Genomic DNA, 21,501 nt, shown 5'->3' on the forward strand with positions numbered 1-21,501 from the left:
AAAACACAAAAAATGAAATACGATATTATAGTTTTAGGAAGTGGTCCAGGCGGGTATGTTACCGCAATTAGAGCCTCACAATTAGGGTTTAAAGTAGCCGTAATTGAAAAAGAAAACTTAGGCGGTGTGTGCTTGAACTGGGGATGTATTCCAACAAAAGCCTTGCTAAAATCAGCCCAGGTTTTTGATTATCTAAAACATGCTTCTGATTATGGATTGACTGTTTCATCATTTGACAAAGACTTTCCTGCTGTGGTACAACGCAGTCGAACAGTTGCTGACGGAATGAGCAAAGGGGTTCAATTTCTGATGAAAAAAAATAAAATCGATGTAATTGATGGTTTTGGAAAACTAAAACCTGGAAAAAAAGTTGATGTTACAGATAAAGAAAATAAAGTATCAGAATATACTGCAGATCATATCATTATTGCAACTGGAGCACGTTCTCGTGAATTGCCGAACTTGCCACAAGATGGGGTAAAAGTAATAGGGTACCGTCAGGCAATGACTTTGACTACCCAACCAAAATCGATGATTATTGTAGGTTCTGGAGCGATTGGAGTTGAATTTGCACACTTCTATAACTCAATGGGAACTAAAGTAACCATTGTAGAATTTATGCCAAATGTAGTTCCTGTTGAAGATGAAGATATCTCAAAACAAATGGAACGTTCTTTGAAAAAAGCAGGGATTACGATCATGACTAGTTCTTCTGTAGAAAGAATTGATACCACTGGAGCCGGTGTTAAAGCCTTTGTTAAAACGGCAAAAGGAGAAGAAGTTCTGGAAGCTGAAATTTTGCTTTCGGCTGTCGGAATTAAAACCAACATAGAAAATATAGGATTAGAAGAAGTAGGGATTGCCACCGACAAAGATAAAATTTTAGTAAACGCTTACAATCAAACTAATATACCCGGTTATTATGCTATTGGTGATATAACACCAGGGCAAGCATTAGCTCACGTAGCGTCAGCTGAAGGAATCAATTGCGTGGAGAAAATCGCAGGACTGCATGTAGAACCGATTGATTACGGAAACGTTCCAGGTTGTACCTATGCAACTCCTGAAATTGCTTCGGTAGGGTTGACTGAAAAGCAAGCTAAAGAAAAAGGTTACGAATTAAAGATTGGTAAATTCCCATTCTCAGCTTCAGGAAAAGCGAAAGCTTCCGGAACACCAGATGGATTTGTAAAAGTAATTTTTGATGCTAAATACGGAGAATGGTTAGGGTGTCACATGATTGGGGCAGGAGTTACAGATATGATTGCTGAGGCAGTTGTGGCGCGTAAACTTGAAACTACAGGACACGAAATCCTCAAATCAATTCACCCACATCCAACTATGAGTGAAGCAGTTATGGAAGCCGTAGCTGATGCGTATGGCGAGGTAATACATTTGTAAATAAATAATCATGTAACGTAGAGACGCACTGCAGTGCGTCTCCAAAGAAAAATATAAAATCCGATTTGTGAAAGCAAATCGGATTTTTTTATAGTATCATTTCTAACACAAAGTATCCTTTTTGTGGGGATTAAGCATATTAACATTTATTTACAAATCAGGGTTTTGAACCTATACTATTCTACTCTATATTTGTATTTTGAGCTATTTTACTAATGTCATTCCGATTACTATTATATTATAAATGAACACTGAACCCACCCGTTTTTCGAATTTACTGCATGAAAACCAAAATAAAAATTGGGTAAGAGCCATTGATTCTTCAAAAATTATTAATTGGATCGATGATCTTTTCAAAATATTATTTCCTGAAAAACCATTGGAAACTATCCAAATCGAATTGCTATTAGATCAAAATAAAGCCAATTTTATTGCGATACTTTCTGAGATTGCAAAAGATAAAACGGCCAATGAAATTTTGGACGTTGCCGAATCTTTCTATACTGCACTGCCGGGATTATACCAATCAATGCAAAAAGATGCAAAGGCTATTTTAGACACTGATCCTGCTGCAGATTGTATTCAGGAAATCATTAATTCCTACCCTGGCTTTTTTGCTATTGAAGTATATCGCATTGCTAATGCTATTGCTTCTCATACCACTTGCCTGTTACCCCGTATTCTGACGGAATATGCCCATAGCAAAACCGGAATTGACATTCACCCCAGTGCAACAATTGACGTTCCGTTTATGATTGATCATGGTACCGGAATTGTCATTGGAGAAACCACTATTATAGGAAAGCATGTGAGTATTTATCAAGGTGTTACTTTAGGTGCTTTGCAAGTGGAGAAAAACATGCAGGAAAAAAAACGTCATCCTACTGTGGAAGATCATGTGATTATTTATGCTAATGCAACTATTTTAGGAGGTAGTACAATTATAGGCAATCATAGTATTATAGGTGGAAATACGTTTATTACCAAAAGTGTGAATCCATATTCATTTGTGTTGCAGTCCACAAAAAATACTGTTTTGAATCAACAGGAAATAAAAGATATTAATTTCTTCTCTATATAAATATTATGAAATACAACAACATACTAGAAACAATAGGAAACACACCTCACGTAAAAATCAATCGATTATTTGGTGCAAACCATAATGTCTGGATTAAACTGGAACGGGCTAACCCAGGCGCCAGTATCAAGGACAGAATTGCGCTAGCAATGATTGAGGATGCCGAGGATAAAGGATTATTAAAAGAAGGCAGTACTATAATTGAAGCTACATCAGGGAATACAGGAATTGGTTTAGCAATGGTAGCAGCTGTAAAAGGGTATCGATTAATTTTAGTAATGCCTGAGTCAATGTCAGTGGAAAGACGTCGACTAATGAGTCTTTATGGCGCCGAATTCGTACTGACTCCTCGTGAAAAAGGAATGAAAGGTGCTTTGGAAAAAGCACAAGAATTAGTAACTGAAATGCCGAACGCCTGGTCACCACTTCAATTTGAGAATCCAGCTAATATTGAGATTCATAAAACAACTACTGCTCAGGAAATTATAAAGGCATTCCCTGACGGATTGGATTACCTGATAACAGGAGTAGGTACTGGCGGTCATATTACCGGTTGTGCTGCTATATTAAAAGACCATTTTCCAAACCTAAAAGTATATGCTGTCGAGCCTGAGGCATCACCAGTAATCAGTGGGGGCGCTCCTGCTCCACACCCAATTCAAGGGATTGGAGCCGGATTTATTCCTACAAACTTACATGTAAATTTGCTGGATGGAACCATTCAGGTGAGTAAAGACGAAGCGTTTACTTATACCCAAAGGGCAGCAAAAGAAGAAGGTATTTTCATTGGAATATCCTCTGGTGCTTCACTGGCTGCTGTGGCTAAAAAAATATCAGAGATTCCTGAAAACGCTAAAATATTGACTTTTTGTTATGATACGGGCGAACATTATTTGAGTATTGAAGGTTTGTTTGTTTAAACCGAAACAACCTACTTAAGCCCAATTGACTTTTATAAAGCAGTTGGGCTTCATGTTTTTTTTGAATATGTTCATGTCGTTATTTTAGGTATGAATCACTAGATGCATTGGAAGTAAAAATTTAGTATCAAGAAGGTTTCAACTAAATAAAAATCAGTAGGGTTTTTAATACCACTTTTAACAAATTAAAAGGTGTTACTAATGGGCAATTAAAAATTCTTGGAGACCTCATAAATCTTGATTTAAAGAGTACAAAATCACTTAATATTAAGAATTGAGGAACGACTATATAAGTAAATGGACTTTTAGTTATTATAGAATATTGAAATTCAATCCAGAGTTCAATGATTTACTGTTAAAAAATGAAAATATACTTCTCAGAAAACATGAAATTAAAAATCTATCGTTTTATGCAAAAACCATAATAATGAAACCAAAAAAGCAAATACATTTTTACCAACGGGTTAACAAATAATAAAAGGAAGAATAAAATTGCGATACCTTATACTGACATCATTGTTTTTTTTTAATTGTAAAAAAGAAATGAAAGAAATAAAAAGTGATTCCCTCTCAATTGATGCGAACACGAGTAGAATTGAAACCCATAATTCTCAAAATTCATTAGATTGGCAAGGAACACATAAGGGTACACTTCCCTGTGTTGATTGCGAAGGAATAGAAACCTAAATTACTTTGAATGCGAATTTATATTTTTCAAATAAAACAAAATAGTTAGGTAAAGGCGATCAAACTGTTTTTGAAAAAAAAGGAATTTTTACTTGGAATGAATCAGGTTCAATAATTTCTTTAAAAGATTTAATAGGAAAACCATATCGGTAAAAGTGGGTGACAATACATTAATACAGATAAATGCTGAAGGAAAAGGAATCGTAAGAAAAACTGCTAATGAATATGTTTTAAATAAATAAAAAAACCGCCTTGTTTTGAAGGACAAGGCGGTTAAAAATCTATCTTCTAGTTAAAAGCAATATTCATTTGCAACTACTAATTTAGTAGTAATTGTTTCTCTTAATCCTACTATATTTGGCATGTTAGTATATTTAGTAAAACGGCGTAAACCCATCAACATCATACGTTGTTCATCGCCTTCAGCAAATGAGATGACACTTTCTTTTCCTTTTTGAGTGACAATGTCTACTGCTTTGTATAAGTATAATTTTGCCATGGCAATTTGCTCCTGAACTTTGGCCTCACCTTCTTTTTTGGCTAATTTCTCCGTTCTCAGAATCGTGCTCTCTGCCATATAGATTTCAATCAAGATATCAGAAGCTGCCATCAATAATTGTTGGTGTGCATCTAAATCTGGACCATATTTCTGAACAGCTCCACCAGCAACCATTAAGAATGCTTTTTTCAATTTACCGATCATCTCTTTTTCTTCGGCAAATAATTCAGCATAATCAGGAGTTTCAAATGATGGAATTCCCATTAATTCTTCTTGTACTTTTGATGCAGGTCCAAGTAAATCAACATGTCCTTTCATTGCTTTTTTAATCAACATCCCTACAGATAACATTCTGTTGATTTCGTTAGTTCCTTCGTAGATTCGAGCAATACGTGCATCTCTCCAAGCGCTTTCCATAGGCGTGTCTTCAGAGAATCCCATTCCACCAAAAATTTGGATGCCTTCATCAGCACAGTTTTGAACATCTTCAGAAACCGCCACTTTAAGTATGGAACATTCAATAGCATACTCTTCAACACCTTTTAACTCTGCTTCTTGATGCGAAGATCCTTCCGCTTCACGAGTTGCAATTCTATCTTCAATATCTTTTGCTGCTCTGTAAGAAGCGCTTTCTCCAGCGTAACAACTCGTTGCCATTTCCGCTAGTTTTGCACGAATAGCACCAAACTGAGAAATTGGAGTATTGAACTGAATTCTTTCATTAGCGTACTGAACAGAACTTGTAATCACTCTTCTTTGAGCGTCTAAACAAGCTGCTGCCAATTTGATACGACCCACATTCAAAGCATTCATTGCGATTTTAAAGCCATTTCCTCTTTCTGACAACATGTTTTCAACAGGAACTTTCGTTTCACTAAAGAAAACCTGACGCGTAGAAGAAGCACGAATTCCTAACTTATGCTCTTCTTCACCCATTGAAATTCCGTTATCAGCGGAGTTTTCTAGGATAAAACCAGTAATATTTTTATCATCCCCAATACGTGCAAAAACAATGAATATAGAACAAAATCCAGCATTCGAAATCCACATTTTTTGTCCTGTGATCTTATAATGTGTTCCGTCTTCCGATAAAATCGCTTTTGTTTTTCCAGAATTAGCATCAGATCCTGCCCCCGGTTCTGTCAAACAATACGCACCAAACCATTCGCCAGTGGCTAATTTAGGAACGTATTTTTGTTTTTGTTCTTCAGTTCCGTATAATGTAATTGGCATGGTTCCAATTCCGGTATGTGCTCCAAAAGCAGTCGAGAAGGATCCCGTTGCCCCAGAAATATAATCACAAACCAACATTGTAGAAACAAATCCCATTCCTAATCCACCATAAGCTTCAGGTACAGCAACTCCAAGAAGTCCTAAGTCACCCGCTTTTTTCATGGTTTCTTGTGTATACGCATAATCTTTTTTCTCAAAACGATCTTTGTGTGCCCACAATTCTTTATCGACAAACTCTTTTACAGAGTCACGCATCATTAATTGCTCTTCCGAAAAATCTTCTGGAGTAAAGATATCTTCGCACTTTGTTTCTTTAACCAGAAATTGACCTCCTCTTGTTTTGTCGCTCATGACTTTGTTATTTTGAATTTTTGTTATAATGTTTATTATGTGTTCAATTTCAATTAAATAATTTGAACTCGAAATTGTTTTCAGATTTGATTTGTCTAATAAACTCAATTAATATTTAGTTGCTTTAGAAGCGATTGCCATTTTTAATATGAAATATTTTTTTGATTGGGCTGTTATTGCTTCTTCAAAATTAGCCGCAATTTTTGTTGATAATCGTAGTATTTATTTAGCAATAATGAATTCATTTTTTTTTTAGCGGAGTAAAAAAATTTACAATTTACAATGCAAAATAAAATGGTTATGTAGCAATTGTATTTTCTTTCATCACTCCTTTAAAATTTAGAATTTCTCCTTTAAAATAAATTAAAGCAACTCATATATTCCAGCGCTTCCTTGACCGGTTCCCACACACATACTTACAATTCCGTATTTACTACCTCGGTGTTTCATTTCGTCGAATAATTGTACAGACAGTTTTGCTCCGGTACAACCCAATGGATGGCCTAATGCAATTGCTCCACCATTGACATTGATAATATCAGGATTTAAGTTTAATTCTCTAGTAACAGCTAATGCTTGTGAGGCGAAAGCTTCATTCAATTCGATTAAATCAATATCATTCAATGTTAAACCCGCTTGTTTCAACGCTTTTGGAATCGCTTTTACCGGTCCAATTCCCATGATTCTTGGTTCAACTCCAGCTGATGCGAAGTTGACTAAACGTGCGATAGGAGTAAGGTTTAGTTCTTTTACCATTTCTTCGCTCATGATTAAAACAAAGGCCGCTCCATCACTCATTTGAGAAGAGTTTCCTGCAGTAACGCTTCCGTTCGCTTCAAAAACTGGTCTTAAACCTGCTAACGCTTCTACAGAAGTTCCGGCTCTAGGACCTTCATCTTTATTTACGACATACGATTTGGTTTCTTTTTTACCATTCTCATTGATGAACGTCTGTTCCACCGTTATAGGGACAATTTGTTTGTCAAATCTGCCTTCAGCTTGCGCTTTCAGCGCTTTCCTGTGAGAGTTGTAAGCAAACTCATCTTGGTCGGCACGAGAGACATTAAATTGTTTGGCAACTGCTTCTGCAGTAAGTCCCATTCCCCAATAGTAATCTTCATTCCCCGCTTTTGCAACAGCATAATCCGGAGTTGGTTTATACCCTCCCATTGGAATAAAACTCATGCTTTCGGCACCACCAGCAATGATACAATCTGCCATTCCCGATTGAATTTTGGCTGTAGCCATACCAATCGTTTCTAATCCAGATGCGCAATACCTGTTTACGGTTACACCTGGAACATCTTCAATTTTCAATCCCATTAAGGAAATCAATCGTCCCACGTTTAGTCCTTGTTCTGCTTCCGGCATGGCATTTCCTACCATCACGTCGTCAATACGTTTTTTGTCGAAATCAGGCAGCTCATTCATCATAAACTGAATCGTTTCGGCTGCCAATTCATCAGGACGTTTAAATCTAAACACCCCTTTTGGGGCTTTTCCCACGGCAGTTCTGTATGCTTTAACTATATAGGCTGTTTTCATATTTTTTATTTTTTAAGATTTAAAAGAAAGAGGCTAGAGGCAAGAGAAAAGAAAAAACTCAGTTTTGGAATCTTGCTTCTTGGTTCTTTATTCTATTTTCTAATTTCTCAACGGTTTCCCTTTGGTTAACATAAACTGAATTCGTTCCAACGTTTTTCTTTCGGTACAAAGGGATAAGAAAGCTTCCCGCTCGATATCCAATAAATATTGTTCGGTTACTAATGTTGGTTCTGATAAATCACCACCCGCCATAACATACGCTAGTTTGTTAGCAATTTTTTTATCGTGTTCCGAGATGTATTTTCCAGCTTCCATTTGGTCCGTTCCTACAAGAAACATTCCTAAAGCTTGTTTTCCTAAAACCTTCACATCCGTTCTGCGTATGGGTTGTGTGTAACCGGCTTCTGCCATTAGTAAAGCGTGTTTTTTCGCTTCTGCAATCTGACGGTCTTTGTTTACCACAATACTATCTTTTCCATGTTGTAAAAGTCCGGTGTCAAAAGCTTCGTATCCCGAAGTAGACACTTTTGCCATAGCGATAGTCAAGAAATATTCTTGTAAAACATTCAATTCTACGTCATTTTTATGGAACAAATCCGAGGCACGCAATGCCATTTCTTTCGATCCGCCACCTCCAGGAATTACTCCAACACCAAATTCTACTAATCCCATATAGGTCTCCGCAGCAGCTACCACTTTGTCAGCGTGTAGACTCATTTCGCAACCACCACCAAAAGTCATTCCGTGTGGCGCAACGACTACTGGAATTCCGGAGTAACGCACGCGCATCATTGTGTCTTGGAACATTTTGATGGCCATATTCAACTCATCGTATTCTTGCTCGACGGCCATCATGAAAATCATCCCGATATTGGCACCCACAGAGAAATTCGCTGCTTGATTTCCAATAACTAATCCTTGATATTCCTTTTCAGATAAATCAATCGCTTTATTGATGGCTGCCAATACATCGCCACCAATTGTATTCATTTTAGATTGGAATTCTAAATTCAAGATTCCGTCTCCTAAATCTTGTATAATTGCTCCGCTGTTGCTCCATACTTTTTTGCTTTCGCGGATGTTGTTTAGGATAATAAACGCGTCCTGACCCGGAACTTTAGTTTGTGATTTAGTCGGTATATTGTAGAAAAAAGTAGCACCCTCTTTAATACTATAAAAACTTGTACTTCCGGAAGCCAACATATCTGTTACCCAGGCAGCTGGCGCTAGACCTTCGGCTTTCATGATTTCGATACCCTTTTCAACACCTATGGCATCCCAAATTTCGAAAGGACCATTTTCCCATCCAAAACCCGCTTTCATCGCATCGTCAATCTTATACAATTCGTCTGAGATTTCAGGAATTCGGTTCGATACATAGGCAAACATTCCAGCAAAGCTTTTTCGGTAGAATTCGCCTGCTTTGTCTTTTCCTTTTACCAAAACTTTAAAACGGTCGATAGGTTTATCAATTGTTTTTGTCAGTTCTAAAGTGGCAAAAGAAGCTTTTTTTGCAACTCGGTATTCTAAAGTATCTAAATCCAAAGACAATATGTCTTTGTCTACTTTTTTATAAAAACCTTGTCCGGTTTTGCTTCCCAACCATTTATTATCCATCATTTTATTGACAAAATCAGGAAGCTTGAACAACTCGTGTTGTTCGTCGTTTGGGCAATTTTCATAGATTCCGTTCGCAACATGTACCAAAGTATCCAATCCAACAACGTCTACGGTTCTGAAAGTAGCTGATTTTGGGCGGCCAATAACCGGGCCAGTCAACTTATCTACTTCTTCAATCGTAAGTCCCATTTCTTTTACCAAATGAAACAAACTCTGAATCCCGTAAATCCCGATTCGGTTCCCAATAAATGCCGGAGTGTCTTTGGCAACTACCGAAGTTTTCCCTAAGAATTTTGAACCATAATCAGTTAGGAAATCTAAAACTTCTGTTGAAGTTTGTGGGCCAGGAATGATTTCAAATAATTTTAAGTAACGCGCAGGGTTAAAAAAGTGTGTTCCGCAGAAGTGTTTTTGAAAATCTTCGCTTCTTCCTTCACTCATAAAGTGAATTGGAATCCCAGACGTGTTTGAAGTGATCAAAGTTCCAGGTTTTCTAAACTTTTCGATTTGTTCGAAAACTAGTTTTTTAATGTCCAAACGTTCCACTACAACTTCAATGATCCAGTCAACAGTAGCAATTTTTGCCATGTCATTAGTGGTATTTCCAGTAGTAATTCGGCTGGCAAATTTCTGATTGTAAATAGGGGATGGCTTTGATTTTAAAGAATTGGCCAAATGCTCGTTCACCAATCGGTTTCTTACTATTTTGCTTTCAAGAGTCAGTCCTTTTTTAGCCTCTGCTTCAGTAAGTTCTCTTGGAATAATGTCCAACAGTAAGACTTCAACTCCAATGTTAGCAAAATGGCAGGCAATTCCTGACCCCATAATTCCGGATCCTATTACTGCAACTTTTTTAATTGTGCGTTTCATACTTCGTTTGTATTTGTTTTTTCAGTGTGCTCCGCCATTTCGCTGACGTTCGTGTGATTAAATATATTTTTATCTTGAATTAATTCGTTGATGGTTTCGGCCACTTCTATAAAGTGTTGAAGTTTTTCTTCTGAAATAGTTTGTTTTACGGTTTCATTGAATTTCAACACTGTGTTTTTAGACAATTCTCTTTTTTCTTTACCAAAATCTGTCAGGTAAATCAATACGCCACGGCCGTCTTCGGGGTTTTTCTTTCGGATAATTAATCCTTTTTCTTCCATCGACTTTAAGGTTCTGGTCAGGCTAGTCGCTTCCATTCCCATTTTTGGTCCCAAAGAGGTAGATGGCGTTCCACCTTCCTTATCAATACTCAACAAAGCGAATCCTGTAGCCATACTCGCATCGTATTTTGACGCCTCTTCATTATACATTCTGGCCACTGCTTGCCATGTGGCACGTAAAATATAATCTATCGTTTTATCTTTCATAAGTAACTCTATCGTTTTCAAATATAATAAAAAATACTATGCATGCATAATATATTAAATTATTTTTTTGTTAAAATGAATTAAATATAAAAAAACACTTCTCAAATAGAGGTAATTACACCATTTTTTAAGAGTAATTAAATTTTTTGGATGAATCCCTACGGGTCGTATTGTGCATTGTATCTTTTATTTCGCCATGGCTTGATAATAGAATGCCATCTCCATAGGCTACGTGAATCGTATTAAAAAAAGATTGAGAATTCTAGTTTTATTCCTATAAGGATGTAATTGTAAGTTTTATATAAAGAAATATTATAGAGAATCTAAAAATGAAATTTGTTAAATTCTAAAATGTTGTTAAATGAATTATACTATAAATTGTATTCATCTTGAAACAACAATTTTCTTTAAAAGTTTTACATATTACAATGATAAGTTTAACTATCCCAATTATTGCTTTGTATTTTATCGTACCCTATTAAAACCAAAAAACCACGAATGGCTATTCGTGGTTTTTGTATACTAAATATTTCTTTATCCTTTCTTAAACTCCCCATTATCTACATCTTTCAAGAACTTAATCACGCCTGAAAAATAGGTTTTGGGATCGTCATATTGTGAAAGGTGGCTTCCGTTAGGACAAAATAAGAAGCGTCCGTTTTGAACTTCGTTCGCAATCCATTTCATATGTTCGGGATCCATTGTGTCGTATTTAGAACCAATACTTAAGGTTGGAACAGTAATGGTTTTTAGTCTGGCTTTGACATCCCAATTTTTAAGCGTGGCGTTTCCGGTAATGCCAAATTCACTGTGACCTTGCATAAACACATATACATTTGGATTGATATGCTTAAAACATCTGTTGATCGATTCCGGCCATTTCTCCAGTGGCATTCTTAAAATATGTTCCGTGTAGTAATGTTTGAACAGCAGTTCGCTGTATTTTGGATTTTCAAAATCATTGTTTTTTTCGATATCCTGCAATTGCTTTAGTATTTTAGGATCCATTTGAGGTGCCAGAACGTCTTTTGCGTAAGCGTTATATTCCTTAGCACTCGCCATCATATTAGAGATAATCAAACCTTTTAGGTTCTTTTGGTATTTCAATGCATATTCCATTGCCAGAATTCCGCCCCAAGATTGTCCCATCAGGTAAAAATTGGAACTGTCTAAGCCTAACGCGATGCGGACTTTTTCCACTTCTTCAACAAAGCGTTCGTTGGTCCACAAACTATTGTCATTGGGCTGATCACTGTAATATGAACCCAATTGGTCGTAATAAATGTATTCAATGCTTTCGTTAGGGAAATACCCATCAAAAGATTCGTATAATTCATGCGTCAATCCGGGTCCGCCGTGTAAGAGCAGCACTTTTATTTTTGGATTGTTGCCCACGCGTTTGGTCCAAACCTTGAACGTACCTTTTGCTGTTTTTATCGGAATCATTTTAATACCGCCGGTGAGTTGGTCGTCCCGTTTGGAAAAATCTAAATAATTTGCTTTTATGGAATTTTCCTTTGGTCTTTCCATACAATTAGAAAAAAAGAACACACTGATAACCGCACAAATAAGTACTTTTAGTTTCATAATGGCTAGTTATAGATTTTATGGAATAAATCAGCATATTTCTCCATCACAATTTTTCTTTTGAGTTTGAGAGTAGGAGTAAGTTGTCCGCCTTCGATAGACCAAACATCCGGAGTAAGCTCAAAACGCTTTATTTTCTCCCAATTTCCAAATTTGTCATTCAAAGCATCAATTTCTTCCTGTATTCTTGCAATAACTTTTTCGTTTGAAACAATTTCTTCATTGCTTTTTCCAATATTAATTCCATGAATAACAGCCCATTCCTTAATGAAATCAAAACTAGGTTGAATAAAAGCTGCCGGCATTTTTTGTCCGTCACCAATCACCATGATTTGTTCAATGAAACGGGATTGTTTCATGGTGTTTTCGATTAATTGTGGGGCAATATATTTCCCTCCAGAGGTTTTAAACATTTCTTTTTTGCGATCTGTAATTTTTAAGAATCCGTCTTCGTCAAAAACTCCAATATCACCAGTATGGAAATACCCGTCTGTAATTACTTCATTTGTTAATTTCTCATCTTTGTAATAGCCCATCATGACGTTAGGTCCTTTGCAAAGGATTTCACCATCATCGGCAATAATAACGGATACATTATCAATCACTTTTCCAACAGTTCCCACTCTAAAACCACCATTTCGGATGTCATTTACAGAGATTACTGGAGAGGTTTCGGTTAAACCGTACCCTTCCATTACGGGAATTTCTGCAGCAGCAAAAACTCGGGCTAGTCGCGGTTGCAATGCGGCACTTCCGGAAACCATTAAGTCCAGGTTCCCGCCTAAACCTTCTTTCCATTTGCTGAAAATCAGTTTGCGAGCAATTTTGAGTTGGAACTCATACCAAAAACCATTTTTACCATACGGCTCATAAATTAGTCCTAAATCAATGGCCCAAAAGAATAATTTCTTTTTGATACCTGTTAATTCTGTTCCTTTAGCATAAATTTTATCGTATACTTTTTCTAAAAGTCTTGGAACCGCTGTGATTACAGTAGGTTTTACTTCTTTGATGTTGTCACTGATTTTTTCAATGGATTCTCCAAAATAGATAGAAACGCCATAATATTGGTACAAGTACAAAATCATTCGTTCAAAAATATGGCAAATAGGGAGGAAGCTCAAAGCCCTAGTTTTTCCGGCTTTAAAAGGGATTCTCGAAGCACTGTCTAAAACATTAGAGACAATATTTTTATGGGAAAGCATAACTCCTTTAGGTCTTCCTGTTGTCCCAGAAGTATAAATAATAGTCGCTAAATCTTCTGTTTTTACGTTGTTTTTACGTTCTTCAACATTATCTTGATTGCTTGTGTCATTGCCTAGAAGCAATAATTCATTCCAGTTTTTGCACCCTTCAATTTCATTAAATGAATAAACTTCTTTGAGTGTAGGAACTTTATCTTTAATCAAATTTACTTTTCGAAGTACTTCGGCATCGGATACAAAACAATACATGGCTCCAGAATGATTTAGTATGTATTCATAATCATCTTCAGAAATCGTAGGATAAATAGGAACCGTTTGTGCACCAGTTTGCAACACACCAATATCCATAATATTCCATTCTGTTCTATTATTAGCAGAGATAATGGCAATTTTATCATCTTTTTGAATACCCATTTTTAATAGTGCCCTTGAAATGGCATTTGCTTTTGCTATATATTCTTGGGTAGACGTTTTTACCCAAACACCGTTTTGTTTGCTTACTAAAGCATCCGGAATGGAATTGTATTTTTCTTGCTGATAATAAGGGAAATCAAAGAGACGGGTGATATTTTTCATTATGGAAATATTGAATTTGCTTGCAAATTAAAAAAAAAATAGCAAAATTTTTAAAAAATTACAGATTATATCGTAAAATTTTGAAAGGATTATTGATACTCAACGAAATCGTTTTCTTGAAACGAAATCTTAAGATTGATTTTTAATTAAAAAAGCGCTCCTTTTCAGGAACGCTTTAATAAAATTCCAGATCGCTCGTTTTTACGATAATTGGAATGGACGCAGTTTTGCAAACTGTGCCCATTCCAATTAGCAACTATAATAAATCTAATAAGACCAACTCTAATTTATTTTCTAATCTGTTTTTCGGTTATAAAAGCTTTACTCTTAGCTGACGTTTTTTGTTTTAAAAACAACCAAAAGCCATAATTGCTCATAGTTTTAGTATTATTTGCGCACTATTGTGAGCACAGTTTGCAAAACTGCGCTACCGATTTTGGTATATCGGCGCGGCTGGGGTTTGCCAAATCATCCCAAATACAAAACCAACTTTCCATTAAGTTAATTGCCCAAATCCGTTGTAGCTGTTGTATGCAGTAACTTTATTTTGATTTAATATTTTTATATAAGATGTTTTCGTATGTTTACAAAATAGATTATCTTTAATATTATATTTTTACATATGTAAGCTACATAATTCGAGATAATTTTTGGTTCGATTTTTGTTTAAATTAAAATTGTACCTTTGCAACAAAATTATATCATTAAAAATGATTAAAAAAGAAGAAAACAGTATAGTTTTTGTAGACAATGCAAATACGCAAAATGTTTTTGCAGATATTATAGCAGTTTCTATTAGTAATGAAACGGCAAAATTAAAAATTGCATTACGAAATGATGACAATAGTACTGCAAATACTACGCACAATATTATAATAACATTACCCCATTTTTTAAGGCTTGCTGATGCAGTAAATAAAATTTCTCAAGAAGTTCTTAATCAAATTAATATATCCCCAAATGACAACACTAACTCTTGATACTTCAGTAGATACATCTTCATTTAAAAAGATATTTGGGAATACTTTTGGTGTTTCAAATTATTTTAGAAATGCTACAGAGTCAAAAATAATTGATGTTGTAGTTATAAATAATTTAGAGCCATCTTATAAAATTGATTTATGTGATGCTCAATTAACCGAACAAGCTAAAAACTTCTCGATGAGTTCTTTTGCTAAAGAATGGAACGAAGAAGATGATGATTTTTGGAATAAATTTTAGAATATGTCTATATTCTACTCACAAGGCGATATAGTTTTAGTTCCATTTCCGTTTACTGATAATGTGAGTTCAAAAAAAAGACCAGCTATAATTATTTCAAATTCTAGTGTAAATAAGACTGCTGATGTTACTCTTTTAATGATGACGACTACGTCTATAGAAGAGGATTTTAGAGTTGAGTTTTCTGATTCTCATTTAACAAAATCTATAGATTCATTTTTAACTATGTATGCACATTGTAAAAAAATTGCAGTACTGGAAAAATCACTTATATATAAAAAAATTAGTTCTTTCAAGGACGAAACAAAATTTAAGGAAATTTTAGACAAGGTTTATTCCACTATCTCAATAGAAACTAAAACTAATAAATAATTTTTAGCCGACTTAGTTTTTGTTATTGCATACAACTTGTATATAGGCGCTACTGCGTAGCGTATTGCTTTCAAATATACACTTTAATTATTGTTTTACAAATCATCAAAAGGGCTTCTAAATTAACCCCATAAAAAAAGCGTTCCTGAAAAGGAACGCTTTTATAAAATCTATAAAATAAATTAGTTTTTATCCATCCATTTTCTGGCATTGACAAACGCTTCATGCCAAGGCGAAACTTCATCGTCTCTATCTTTTGGATAATGTGCCCAGTTCCATTGGAACGTAGAACGCTCAATGTGTGGCATCATAACCAAGTGACGTCCTGTTTTGTCGCAAAGCATCGCAACGTCAAAATGAGAACCGTTTGGATTAGCAGGATAGCCTTCATAGGCATATTTAGAAACGATGTTATAATTTTCTTCACCCATTGGCAAATTGAATTTCCCTTCTCCATGCGAAACCCAAACTCCAAGTGTACTTCCTGCTAATGAAGAAAGCATCACGGAATTATTTTCCTGTACCGTTACCGATGTAAAAATACTTTCGTGTTTGTTACTTTCGTTGTGTAACATTTTTCCGTGTACTTCATGCTCTGGATTAATGACTTCCAGTTCCATAAACAATTGGCAACCATTACAAATTCCAACAGACAACGTGTCTTCTCTTTTGAAGAAATTGTCTAAAGCGGTTTTTGCTTTTTCATTATATAAAAATGCTCCGGCCCAACCTTTGGCAGAACCCAATACATCTGAATTGGAGAATCCACCAACAGCTCCAATGAACTGAATGTCTTCCAATGTTTCACGACCTGAAATCAAATCGGTCATGTGAACGTCTTTTACATCGAAACCGGCTAAGTACATCGCATTTGCCATTTCACGCTCCGAGTTACTTCCTTTTTCACGGATGATAGCTGCTTTAGGTTTTGGTTTAGAATTGTCAATAACTGGTTTTTTTCCTGTAAAATGTGTTGGAAAAGTATAGTGTAACGCTTGGTTTTTGTAATTATCAAAACGCGCTTGAGCCGTTCCGTTTTTCGATTGTTTTTGGTCTAATAAAAAGGAAGTTTTATACCAAATATCTCGGTATTTAGCAATGTCTAATGTACAAGGACCAAAATCTAAAGTAGCTTCATTTGTAGCTGTTCCTAATTTGTAGAAAGAAACAGTATTTGCGTCTAATTTAGATTCGACTTCAGCATCCGATTTTGCTTGGAAAACAATTCCAATATTTTCAGCAAAAAGGTATTTGATAATGTCTTTTTCTTCGAAAACAGAGAAATCTATTTTAGCTCCCAAATTTACATCGGCAAAACACATTTCCAATAAAGTAGTAATCAAACCACCACTTCCAATGTCGTGTCCTGCAAGAATATTATTGTCTAAAATTAATTCTTGAATGGTATTGAAGGCTCTTTTGAAAAAAGCAGCGTCTTTAATCGTTGGTACTTCCTTTCCAATAGTATTCAATGTTTGTGCAAACGAAGAACCGCCTAATTTGAAATCATCTTGCGATAAATTAATGTAATAAATAGAACCGCCGTCTCTTTGTAAAACGGGTTCCACTACTTTTCTAATGTCGGTACAATTTCCACCTGCTGAAATGATTACCGTTCCCGGTGCAATTACTTCTTCATTTGGATATTTTTGTTTCATGGAAAGAGAATCTTTTCCGGTTGGAATATTGATTCCCAATTCGATTGCAAAATCCGAACAACCTTGTACAGCTGCATACAATCGCGCATCTTCTCCTTCGTTTTTACACGCCCACATCCAGTTAGCAGACAATGAAAGTCCGTCTAAACCATCTTTTATTGGCGCCCAAACAATGTTAGACAATGCTTCTGCAATGGCAGTTCTACTTCCCGCAACAGGATCAATTAATGCTGCAACAGGAGAGTGACCAATCGAAGTCGCTACTCCTTCTATTCCTTGATAATCCAAAGCCATTACACCACAATTGTTCAATGGCAATTGCAAGGGTCCGGCACATTGTTGCTTGGCCACTTTACCACCCACACAACGGTCTACTTTATTGGTTAACCAGTCCTTACACGCAACCGCCTCTAGTTGAAGTACTTGCTCTAAGTAGGTGGAGATGTTTTTCTTGTCGTATGTTAAATCAGTATAATTTCTTTTGATCGTTTTGTCCGTCATCACCACTTTTGGAGAACTTCCAAAAAAGTCTTCTAACGCAAAATCCATTGGCTTAGCACCTGTTGATTTTGATTCGAAAGTAAAACGGTGGTCTCCCGTTACGTCACCCACTTGATACATTGGCGAACGCTCTCGGTCGGCAATTTTTTGTAATAAATCGATGTTTTCCTTCGCAATAACCAATCCCATTCTTTCCTGGGATTCGTTACCAATGATTTCTTTTGCCGAAAGGGTAGGATCTCCCACAGGCAATTTATCTAAATCAATTAATCCACCGGTATCTTCCACTAATTCCGAAAGACAGTTTAAATGTCCTCCAGCTCCGTGATCGTGAATAGAGACAATTGGATTAATATCACTTTCTACCAAACCACGAATGGCATTGGCAGCACGTTTTTGCATTTCTGGGTTCGAACGCTGGATGGCATTCAATTCAATTCCTGAACTAAAAGCTCCGGTATCTGCGGAAGAAACTGCAGCACCACCCATTCCAATTCTATAATTTTCCCCACCAAGGATAACAATTTTATCGCCTGTTTGTGGTTTTTTCTTAATCGCTTGATCTAATTTTCCGTAACCAATTCCACCCGCTTGCATAATAACTTTGTCAAAACCTAGTTTACGAGCGTCTTCTTCGTGTTCGAAAGTCAGGATAGAACCTGTAATTAACGGTTGTCCAAATTTATTTCCAAAATCAGAAGCTCCGTTGGACGCTTTGATCAAAATATCCATTGGGGTTTGATACAACCATTTTCTTTCGGTCATACCGTTTTCCCATGGTCTGTTTTCGGCTAAACGAGAGTATGAAGTCATGTAAACAGCCGTTCCTGCCATTGGCAACGAACCTTGTCCACCTGCTAAACGATCCCGAATTTCTCCGCCAGAACCTGTTGCAGCCCCATTGAAAGGCTCTACCGTTGTTGGGAAATTATGTGTTTCTGCTTTTAATGAAATAACCGAATCAAATTCTTTTACTTCATAAAAATCAGGTTTGTCCGCACTTTTTGGAGCAAATTGTTGTACACGTGGCCCTTTTACAAAAGCAACATTGTCTTTGTAAGCCGAAACAATATCGTTAGGGTTTTCCTGAGACGTTTTCTTGATTAATTTGAATAAAGAAGATTCTTTTTCTTCGCCATCAATTATAAATTTTCCGTTGAAAATCTTATGACGACAGTGTTCTGAATTGGCTTGTGAGAAACCAAAAATTTCAGAATCTGTTAGTTTACGTCCTAATTTAAGTGCTAGATTATCTAAATATGCTACTTCGTCCGGACTCAAAGACAATCCTTCTTTTTGGTTGTAAGCAGCAATATCATCGATATCCAAAATGGCTTCCGGAAGTACATTGATAGTGAAAATATCTTGATTTAACTCAGCGTATTTTTGCGAAAGCATCGGGTCAAAATCAGAAAAATCAGCGGTTGCTTTGTGAAATTCTTCGATTCTGATGATTCCGGAAACTCCCATGTTTTGGGTAATTTCCACAGCATTAGTGCTCCAAGGCGTAATCATAGTGGCACGAGGACCAACAAAAAAATCCGTCAATACGGATTTTTCTATTTTATTTGAATCGGCAAAAAGCCAGTTGAGTTTTGAAATGTCTTGAGCCGAAATTTCGTTTTGCGTATGTACTGCAAAAACAGTTTTGCTTTGGTTTTCAAAGAAATGGATCATTGTAGTTTAGTTTGTTGTATTGCGGTGCAAATTTAGTCAATTAAGATTAAATTTTGAATAAAAAAAAAGCGGCAATTTGCCGCTTTTTTAATTAGTTGATTATTAATTTCTTAATGACCGAATTTGAATCGATAGTAACTCGAACCAAATAGATTCCTTTTGCACTATTTGGCAGGGAAATTTCAGATTTAGTGCTGTTTTCTTCACTGTAAATTTTCTGACCAATGATGGAGTAGATTTCGATAGAATATATTTTATTCGAATTGTTGATAGCAAAATTTCCATTGGATGGATTTGGATAGAGAGCAATATCATTGATGTCTAAAGTATCGCTGGCTTTTGGCGTTTTTTCAACCATACGGCTACCTAAATTGTTACACGTATCTGATGTGAAGGAATCCCATTGGGTTGTTTTATTGAAAGTAGTCGTTGGTGATGTAACGGAAGCTTTTCTTCTTAGGGTTTGATCCGCTGCAAAGTTTGCCGTTCCGCCGTTAAAAGTTCCAATGATGTCAATTAGGACTCCATTTTTGAATAAACCTACAGCATCATTTCCATTAAAAGTCATTTCAGTTGCTGATGTAGAAAGGTTTGCTGAGCTTGTAGGATAACAGGAGGAAGCCATAGAACTATTTACGATTGTGTATTTACTACCGTTGTTCAAAGTCCCTGTTAGGGCTAATCCTGTACTCCAAGCACCAGCTCCATTCGTTTGCTTTTTGATGCGATAAATCGATAAGTTAATTGCTGTACCCGTTGCATTTGAAATCTCCAATGCCTTGTTGTTTGATGAGCCTTCAATATATTCCGAAAATAATAAATCGGTTGCAGCAGAGCCACCGGTAGCACTAGTTGTTGCATTTACCGTATTACTCGCTCCAGAGATATTTCCTGCAGCGTCTGTAGCTTTGACCGAGAAAGAGTAGGCAGTAGAAGCGGTTAGTCCAGAAATAGTTGTTGTTGTACTGGTTACTGTTGTTTTTAAAGCACTGTTCAGGTATACATTATATCCATTCACCCCAATATTATCAGTGGAAGCATTCCAGCTTAATGAAACGGAGTTTGATGTAGTTCCAGAAGCGACTAAACTCGTTGGAGTGGTAGGTGCTTGTGCATCTGCAGTCGGGTTCCAGATTGCTTGTACATATTCCGGATGATCAATGTATGGATTCCTATTGTTTTGAGCCGTGTAGATAGCATTATTACGATCAATTTCTCGGGTACTTACCGGATCTTGATTGTGCCAAGTGATCAATAAGTTTAAAAAAGCGGTTGTAAAAACTTGATTGCTGGTGCCATTAAACATCGCATACGAATAACCTGCAACTGTATTTTCGTAACGGGTGGCAAAATAAAAATACATTCGGGCAATATCTCCTTTAAATTCATTAATAGGTTCGAATATAGGTCCAGAATAACCAGCAGTTGTACTCGCTCCAAGTTTACTACCGTTTAAAGAAGTCCAAGTTGCAGAAGTTACCGGTCCGTGCGGATAATTAGACCGTTGGCCATTAACTTTTCCGTCTGTGGGTGTGATGAAATGGGCATCTGAAACCATTGGAGCTGCTGAACTAAAAGTAGACTGCGGAATGATGTGTTCTCTATTGTAGCAATCGCCTTCTACGCTGTAAGTACCACATCTTTGGGTGGTGCCGGAAGAATAGGTGTAGGGATCTGTTCCTGAAGGATTTTCAGAATACATGTCTAATATGGTAGCATCATTTTCAAAGTAATAATCCCTGTCAGAGGTCTGATAAATAGTGTACAAACCTGCATATCCGTTATCGGTATGCCCTTTTATGATATTGTATAGTTGCGTTTTTAAGGTGTAACCCGTTCCGGAGGCATTAGTGTAATAGCCACTTGGAACTTGTGCACTTACGGTCATGATGAATAACAATAATAATACAGAGTAGATTTTTTTCATAATTTAAAGTTGTTTTAGGTTATGGGGTTGTTACCGTTTTTAAAACGGTAGGCGCGCAAATTTATAACTTTTATGATGGTTT

At 36.2% G+C, this 21,501-nt stretch carries 14 protein-coding genes; 6 read left to right on the forward strand and 8 right to left on the reverse strand.

Going from position 1 to position 21,501, the window contains the following annotated elements; translation table 11 throughout:
* Positions 1-12: 12 nt before the first annotated feature.
* The 3 genes from lpdA to cysK all read left to right on the forward strand — a co-directional run bounded on the left by lpdA (position 13) and on the right by cysK (position 3,402).
* Entirely contained in the window at positions 13-1,401 is a 1,389-nt protein-coding gene (lpdA, locus tag AC0608_RS11710; RefSeq protein ID WP_478289172.1) for a dihydrolipoyl dehydrogenase, read from the forward strand.
* A 244-nt stretch (positions 1,402-1,645) separates the two neighbouring features.
* Entirely contained in the window at positions 1,646-2,482 is an 837-nt protein-coding gene (locus AC0608_RS11715; RefSeq protein ID WP_417961303.1) for a serine O-acetyltransferase, read from the forward strand.
* A gap of 5 nt (positions 2,483-2,487) precedes the next feature.
* Positions 2,488-3,402, forward strand: coding sequence for a cysteine synthase A (cysK, locus tag AC0608_RS11720; RefSeq protein ID WP_417961301.1), 915 nt, complete (start codon positions 2,488-2,490; stop codon positions 3,400-3,402).
* 979 nt (positions 3,403-4,381) lie between these two features.
* On the opposite strand, the gene AC0608_RS11725 is transcribed toward cysK, so the two are convergent.
* The 6 genes from AC0608_RS11725 to AC0608_RS11750 all read right to left on the reverse strand — a co-directional run bounded on the left by AC0608_RS11725 (position 4,382) and on the right by AC0608_RS11750 (position 14,063).
* Entirely contained in the window at positions 4,382-6,172 is a 1,791-nt protein-coding gene (locus AC0608_RS11725) for an acyl-CoA dehydrogenase FadE (protein WP_478289173.1), read from the reverse strand.
* Positions 6,173-6,535: 363 nt separating this feature from the next.
* Positions 6,536-7,717: an acetyl-CoA C-acyltransferase gene (locus tag AC0608_RS11730; RefSeq protein WP_417961295.1), complete on the reverse strand. Its 1,182-nt coding sequence runs from the start codon at positions 7,715-7,717 to the stop codon at positions 6,536-6,538.
* Positions 7,718-7,816: 99 nt separating this feature from the next.
* The gene (locus AC0608_RS11735; RefSeq protein ID WP_478289174.1) at positions 7,817-10,207 is read right to left on the reverse strand and encodes a 3-hydroxyacyl-CoA dehydrogenase/enoyl-CoA hydratase family protein; all 2,391 of its coding nucleotides are present in this window, start codon (positions 10,205-10,207) and stop codon (positions 7,817-7,819) included.
* Positions 10,204-10,695, reverse strand: coding sequence for a MarR family winged helix-turn-helix transcriptional regulator (locus tag AC0608_RS11740; protein WP_417961291.1), 492 nt, complete (start codon positions 10,693-10,695; stop codon positions 10,204-10,206). The genes AC0608_RS11735 and AC0608_RS11740 overlap by 4 nt, the downstream gene beginning before the upstream one ends.
* 534 nt (positions 10,696-11,229) lie before the next feature.
* Positions 11,230-12,282, reverse strand: a complete 1,053-nt coding sequence (locus tag AC0608_RS11745; RefSeq protein ID WP_478289175.1) for a proline iminopeptidase-family hydrolase — start codon at positions 12,280-12,282, stop codon at positions 11,230-11,232.
* A 5-nt stretch (positions 12,283-12,287) separates the two neighbouring features.
* Positions 12,288-14,063, reverse strand: coding sequence for an AMP-dependent synthetase/ligase (locus tag AC0608_RS11750; protein WP_478289176.1), 1,776 nt, complete (start codon positions 14,061-14,063; stop codon positions 12,288-12,290).
* Positions 14,064-14,773: 710 nt separating this feature from the next.
* Here AC0608_RS11750 and AC0608_RS11755 point away from each other — a divergent pair.
* From AC0608_RS11755 to AC0608_RS11765, 3 genes are read left to right on the forward strand one after another with little or no spacing between them, the layout of a single operon-like run.
* Positions 14,774-15,043: a hypothetical protein gene (locus AC0608_RS11755; protein WP_478289177.1), complete on the forward strand. Its 270-nt coding sequence runs from the start codon at positions 14,774-14,776 to the stop codon at positions 15,041-15,043.
* Positions 15,024-15,284, forward strand: a complete 261-nt coding sequence (locus AC0608_RS11760) for a hypothetical protein (protein WP_478289178.1) — start codon at positions 15,024-15,026, stop codon at positions 15,282-15,284. The genes AC0608_RS11755 and AC0608_RS11760 overlap by 20 nt, the downstream gene beginning before the upstream one ends.
* A 3-nt stretch (positions 15,285-15,287) precedes the next feature.
* Positions 15,288-15,656 (forward strand): type II toxin-antitoxin system PemK/MazF family toxin, encoded by a 369-nt coding sequence (locus AC0608_RS11765; protein WP_478289179.1) that lies wholly within the window; start codon positions 15,288-15,290, stop codon positions 15,654-15,656.
* Positions 15,657-15,838: 182 nt separating this feature from the next.
* Here AC0608_RS11765 and purL read toward each other — a convergent pair whose 3' ends face one another.
* Positions 15,839-19,492, reverse strand: coding sequence for a phosphoribosylformylglycinamidine synthase (purL, locus tag AC0608_RS11770; protein WP_478289180.1), 3,654 nt, complete (start codon positions 19,490-19,492; stop codon positions 15,839-15,841).
* Positions 19,493-19,583: 91 nt separating this feature from the next.
* Positions 19,584-21,419 carry an endonuclease gene (locus AC0608_RS11775; RefSeq protein WP_478289181.1) on the reverse strand — a complete coding sequence of 612 codons (1,836 nt, stop codon included), beginning with the start codon at positions 21,417-21,419 and terminating at the stop codon, positions 19,584-19,586.
* Positions 21,420-21,501 lie beyond the last annotated feature (82 nt).

The organism is Flavobacterium sp. GNP008 (assembly GCF_056428965.1).

Excerpts from the sequence above, each read along its gene's own strand:
- lpdA (WP_478289172.1), top strand. The coding sequence starts at position 13 with ATGAAATACGATATTATAGTTTTAGGAAGTGGTCCAGGCGGGTATGTT.
- AC0608_RS11715 (WP_417961303.1), top strand. The coding sequence starts at position 1,646 with ATGAACACTGAACCCACCCGTTTTTCGAATTTACTGCATGAAAACCAA.
- cysK (WP_417961301.1), top strand. The coding sequence starts at position 2,488 with ATGAAATACAACAACATACTAGAAACAATAGGAAACACACCTCACGTA.
- AC0608_RS11725 (WP_478289173.1), bottom strand. The coding sequence starts at position 6,172 with ATGAGCGACAAAACAAGAGGAGGTCAATTTCTGGTTAAAGAAACAAAG.
- AC0608_RS11730 (WP_417961295.1), bottom strand. The coding sequence starts at position 7,717 with ATGAAAACAGCCTATATAGTTAAAGCATACAGAACTGCCGTGGGAAAA.
- AC0608_RS11735 (WP_478289174.1), bottom strand. The coding sequence starts at position 10,207 with ATGAAACGCACAATTAAAAAAGTTGCAGTAATAGGATCCGGAATTATG.
- AC0608_RS11740 (WP_417961291.1), bottom strand. The coding sequence starts at position 10,695 with ATGAAAGATAAAACGATAGATTATATTTTACGTGCCACATGGCAAGCA.
- AC0608_RS11745 (WP_478289175.1), bottom strand. The coding sequence starts at position 12,282 with ATGAAACTAAAAGTACTTATTTGTGCGGTTATCAGTGTGTTCTTTTTT.
- AC0608_RS11750 (WP_478289176.1), bottom strand. The coding sequence starts at position 14,063 with ATGAAAAATATCACCCGTCTCTTTGATTTCCCTTATTATCAGCAAGAA.
- AC0608_RS11755 (WP_478289177.1), top strand. The coding sequence starts at position 14,774 with ATGATTAAAAAAGAAGAAAACAGTATAGTTTTTGTAGACAATGCAAAT.
- AC0608_RS11760 (WP_478289178.1), top strand. The coding sequence starts at position 15,024 with ATGACAACACTAACTCTTGATACTTCAGTAGATACATCTTCATTTAAA.
- AC0608_RS11765 (WP_478289179.1), top strand. The coding sequence starts at position 15,288 with ATGTCTATATTCTACTCACAAGGCGATATAGTTTTAGTTCCATTTCCG.
- purL (WP_478289180.1), bottom strand. The coding sequence starts at position 19,492 with ATGATCCATTTCTTTGAAAACCAAAGCAAAACTGTTTTTGCAGTACAT.
- AC0608_RS11775 (WP_478289181.1), bottom strand. The coding sequence starts at position 21,419 with ATGAAAAAAATCTACTCTGTATTATTATTGTTATTCATCATGACCGTA.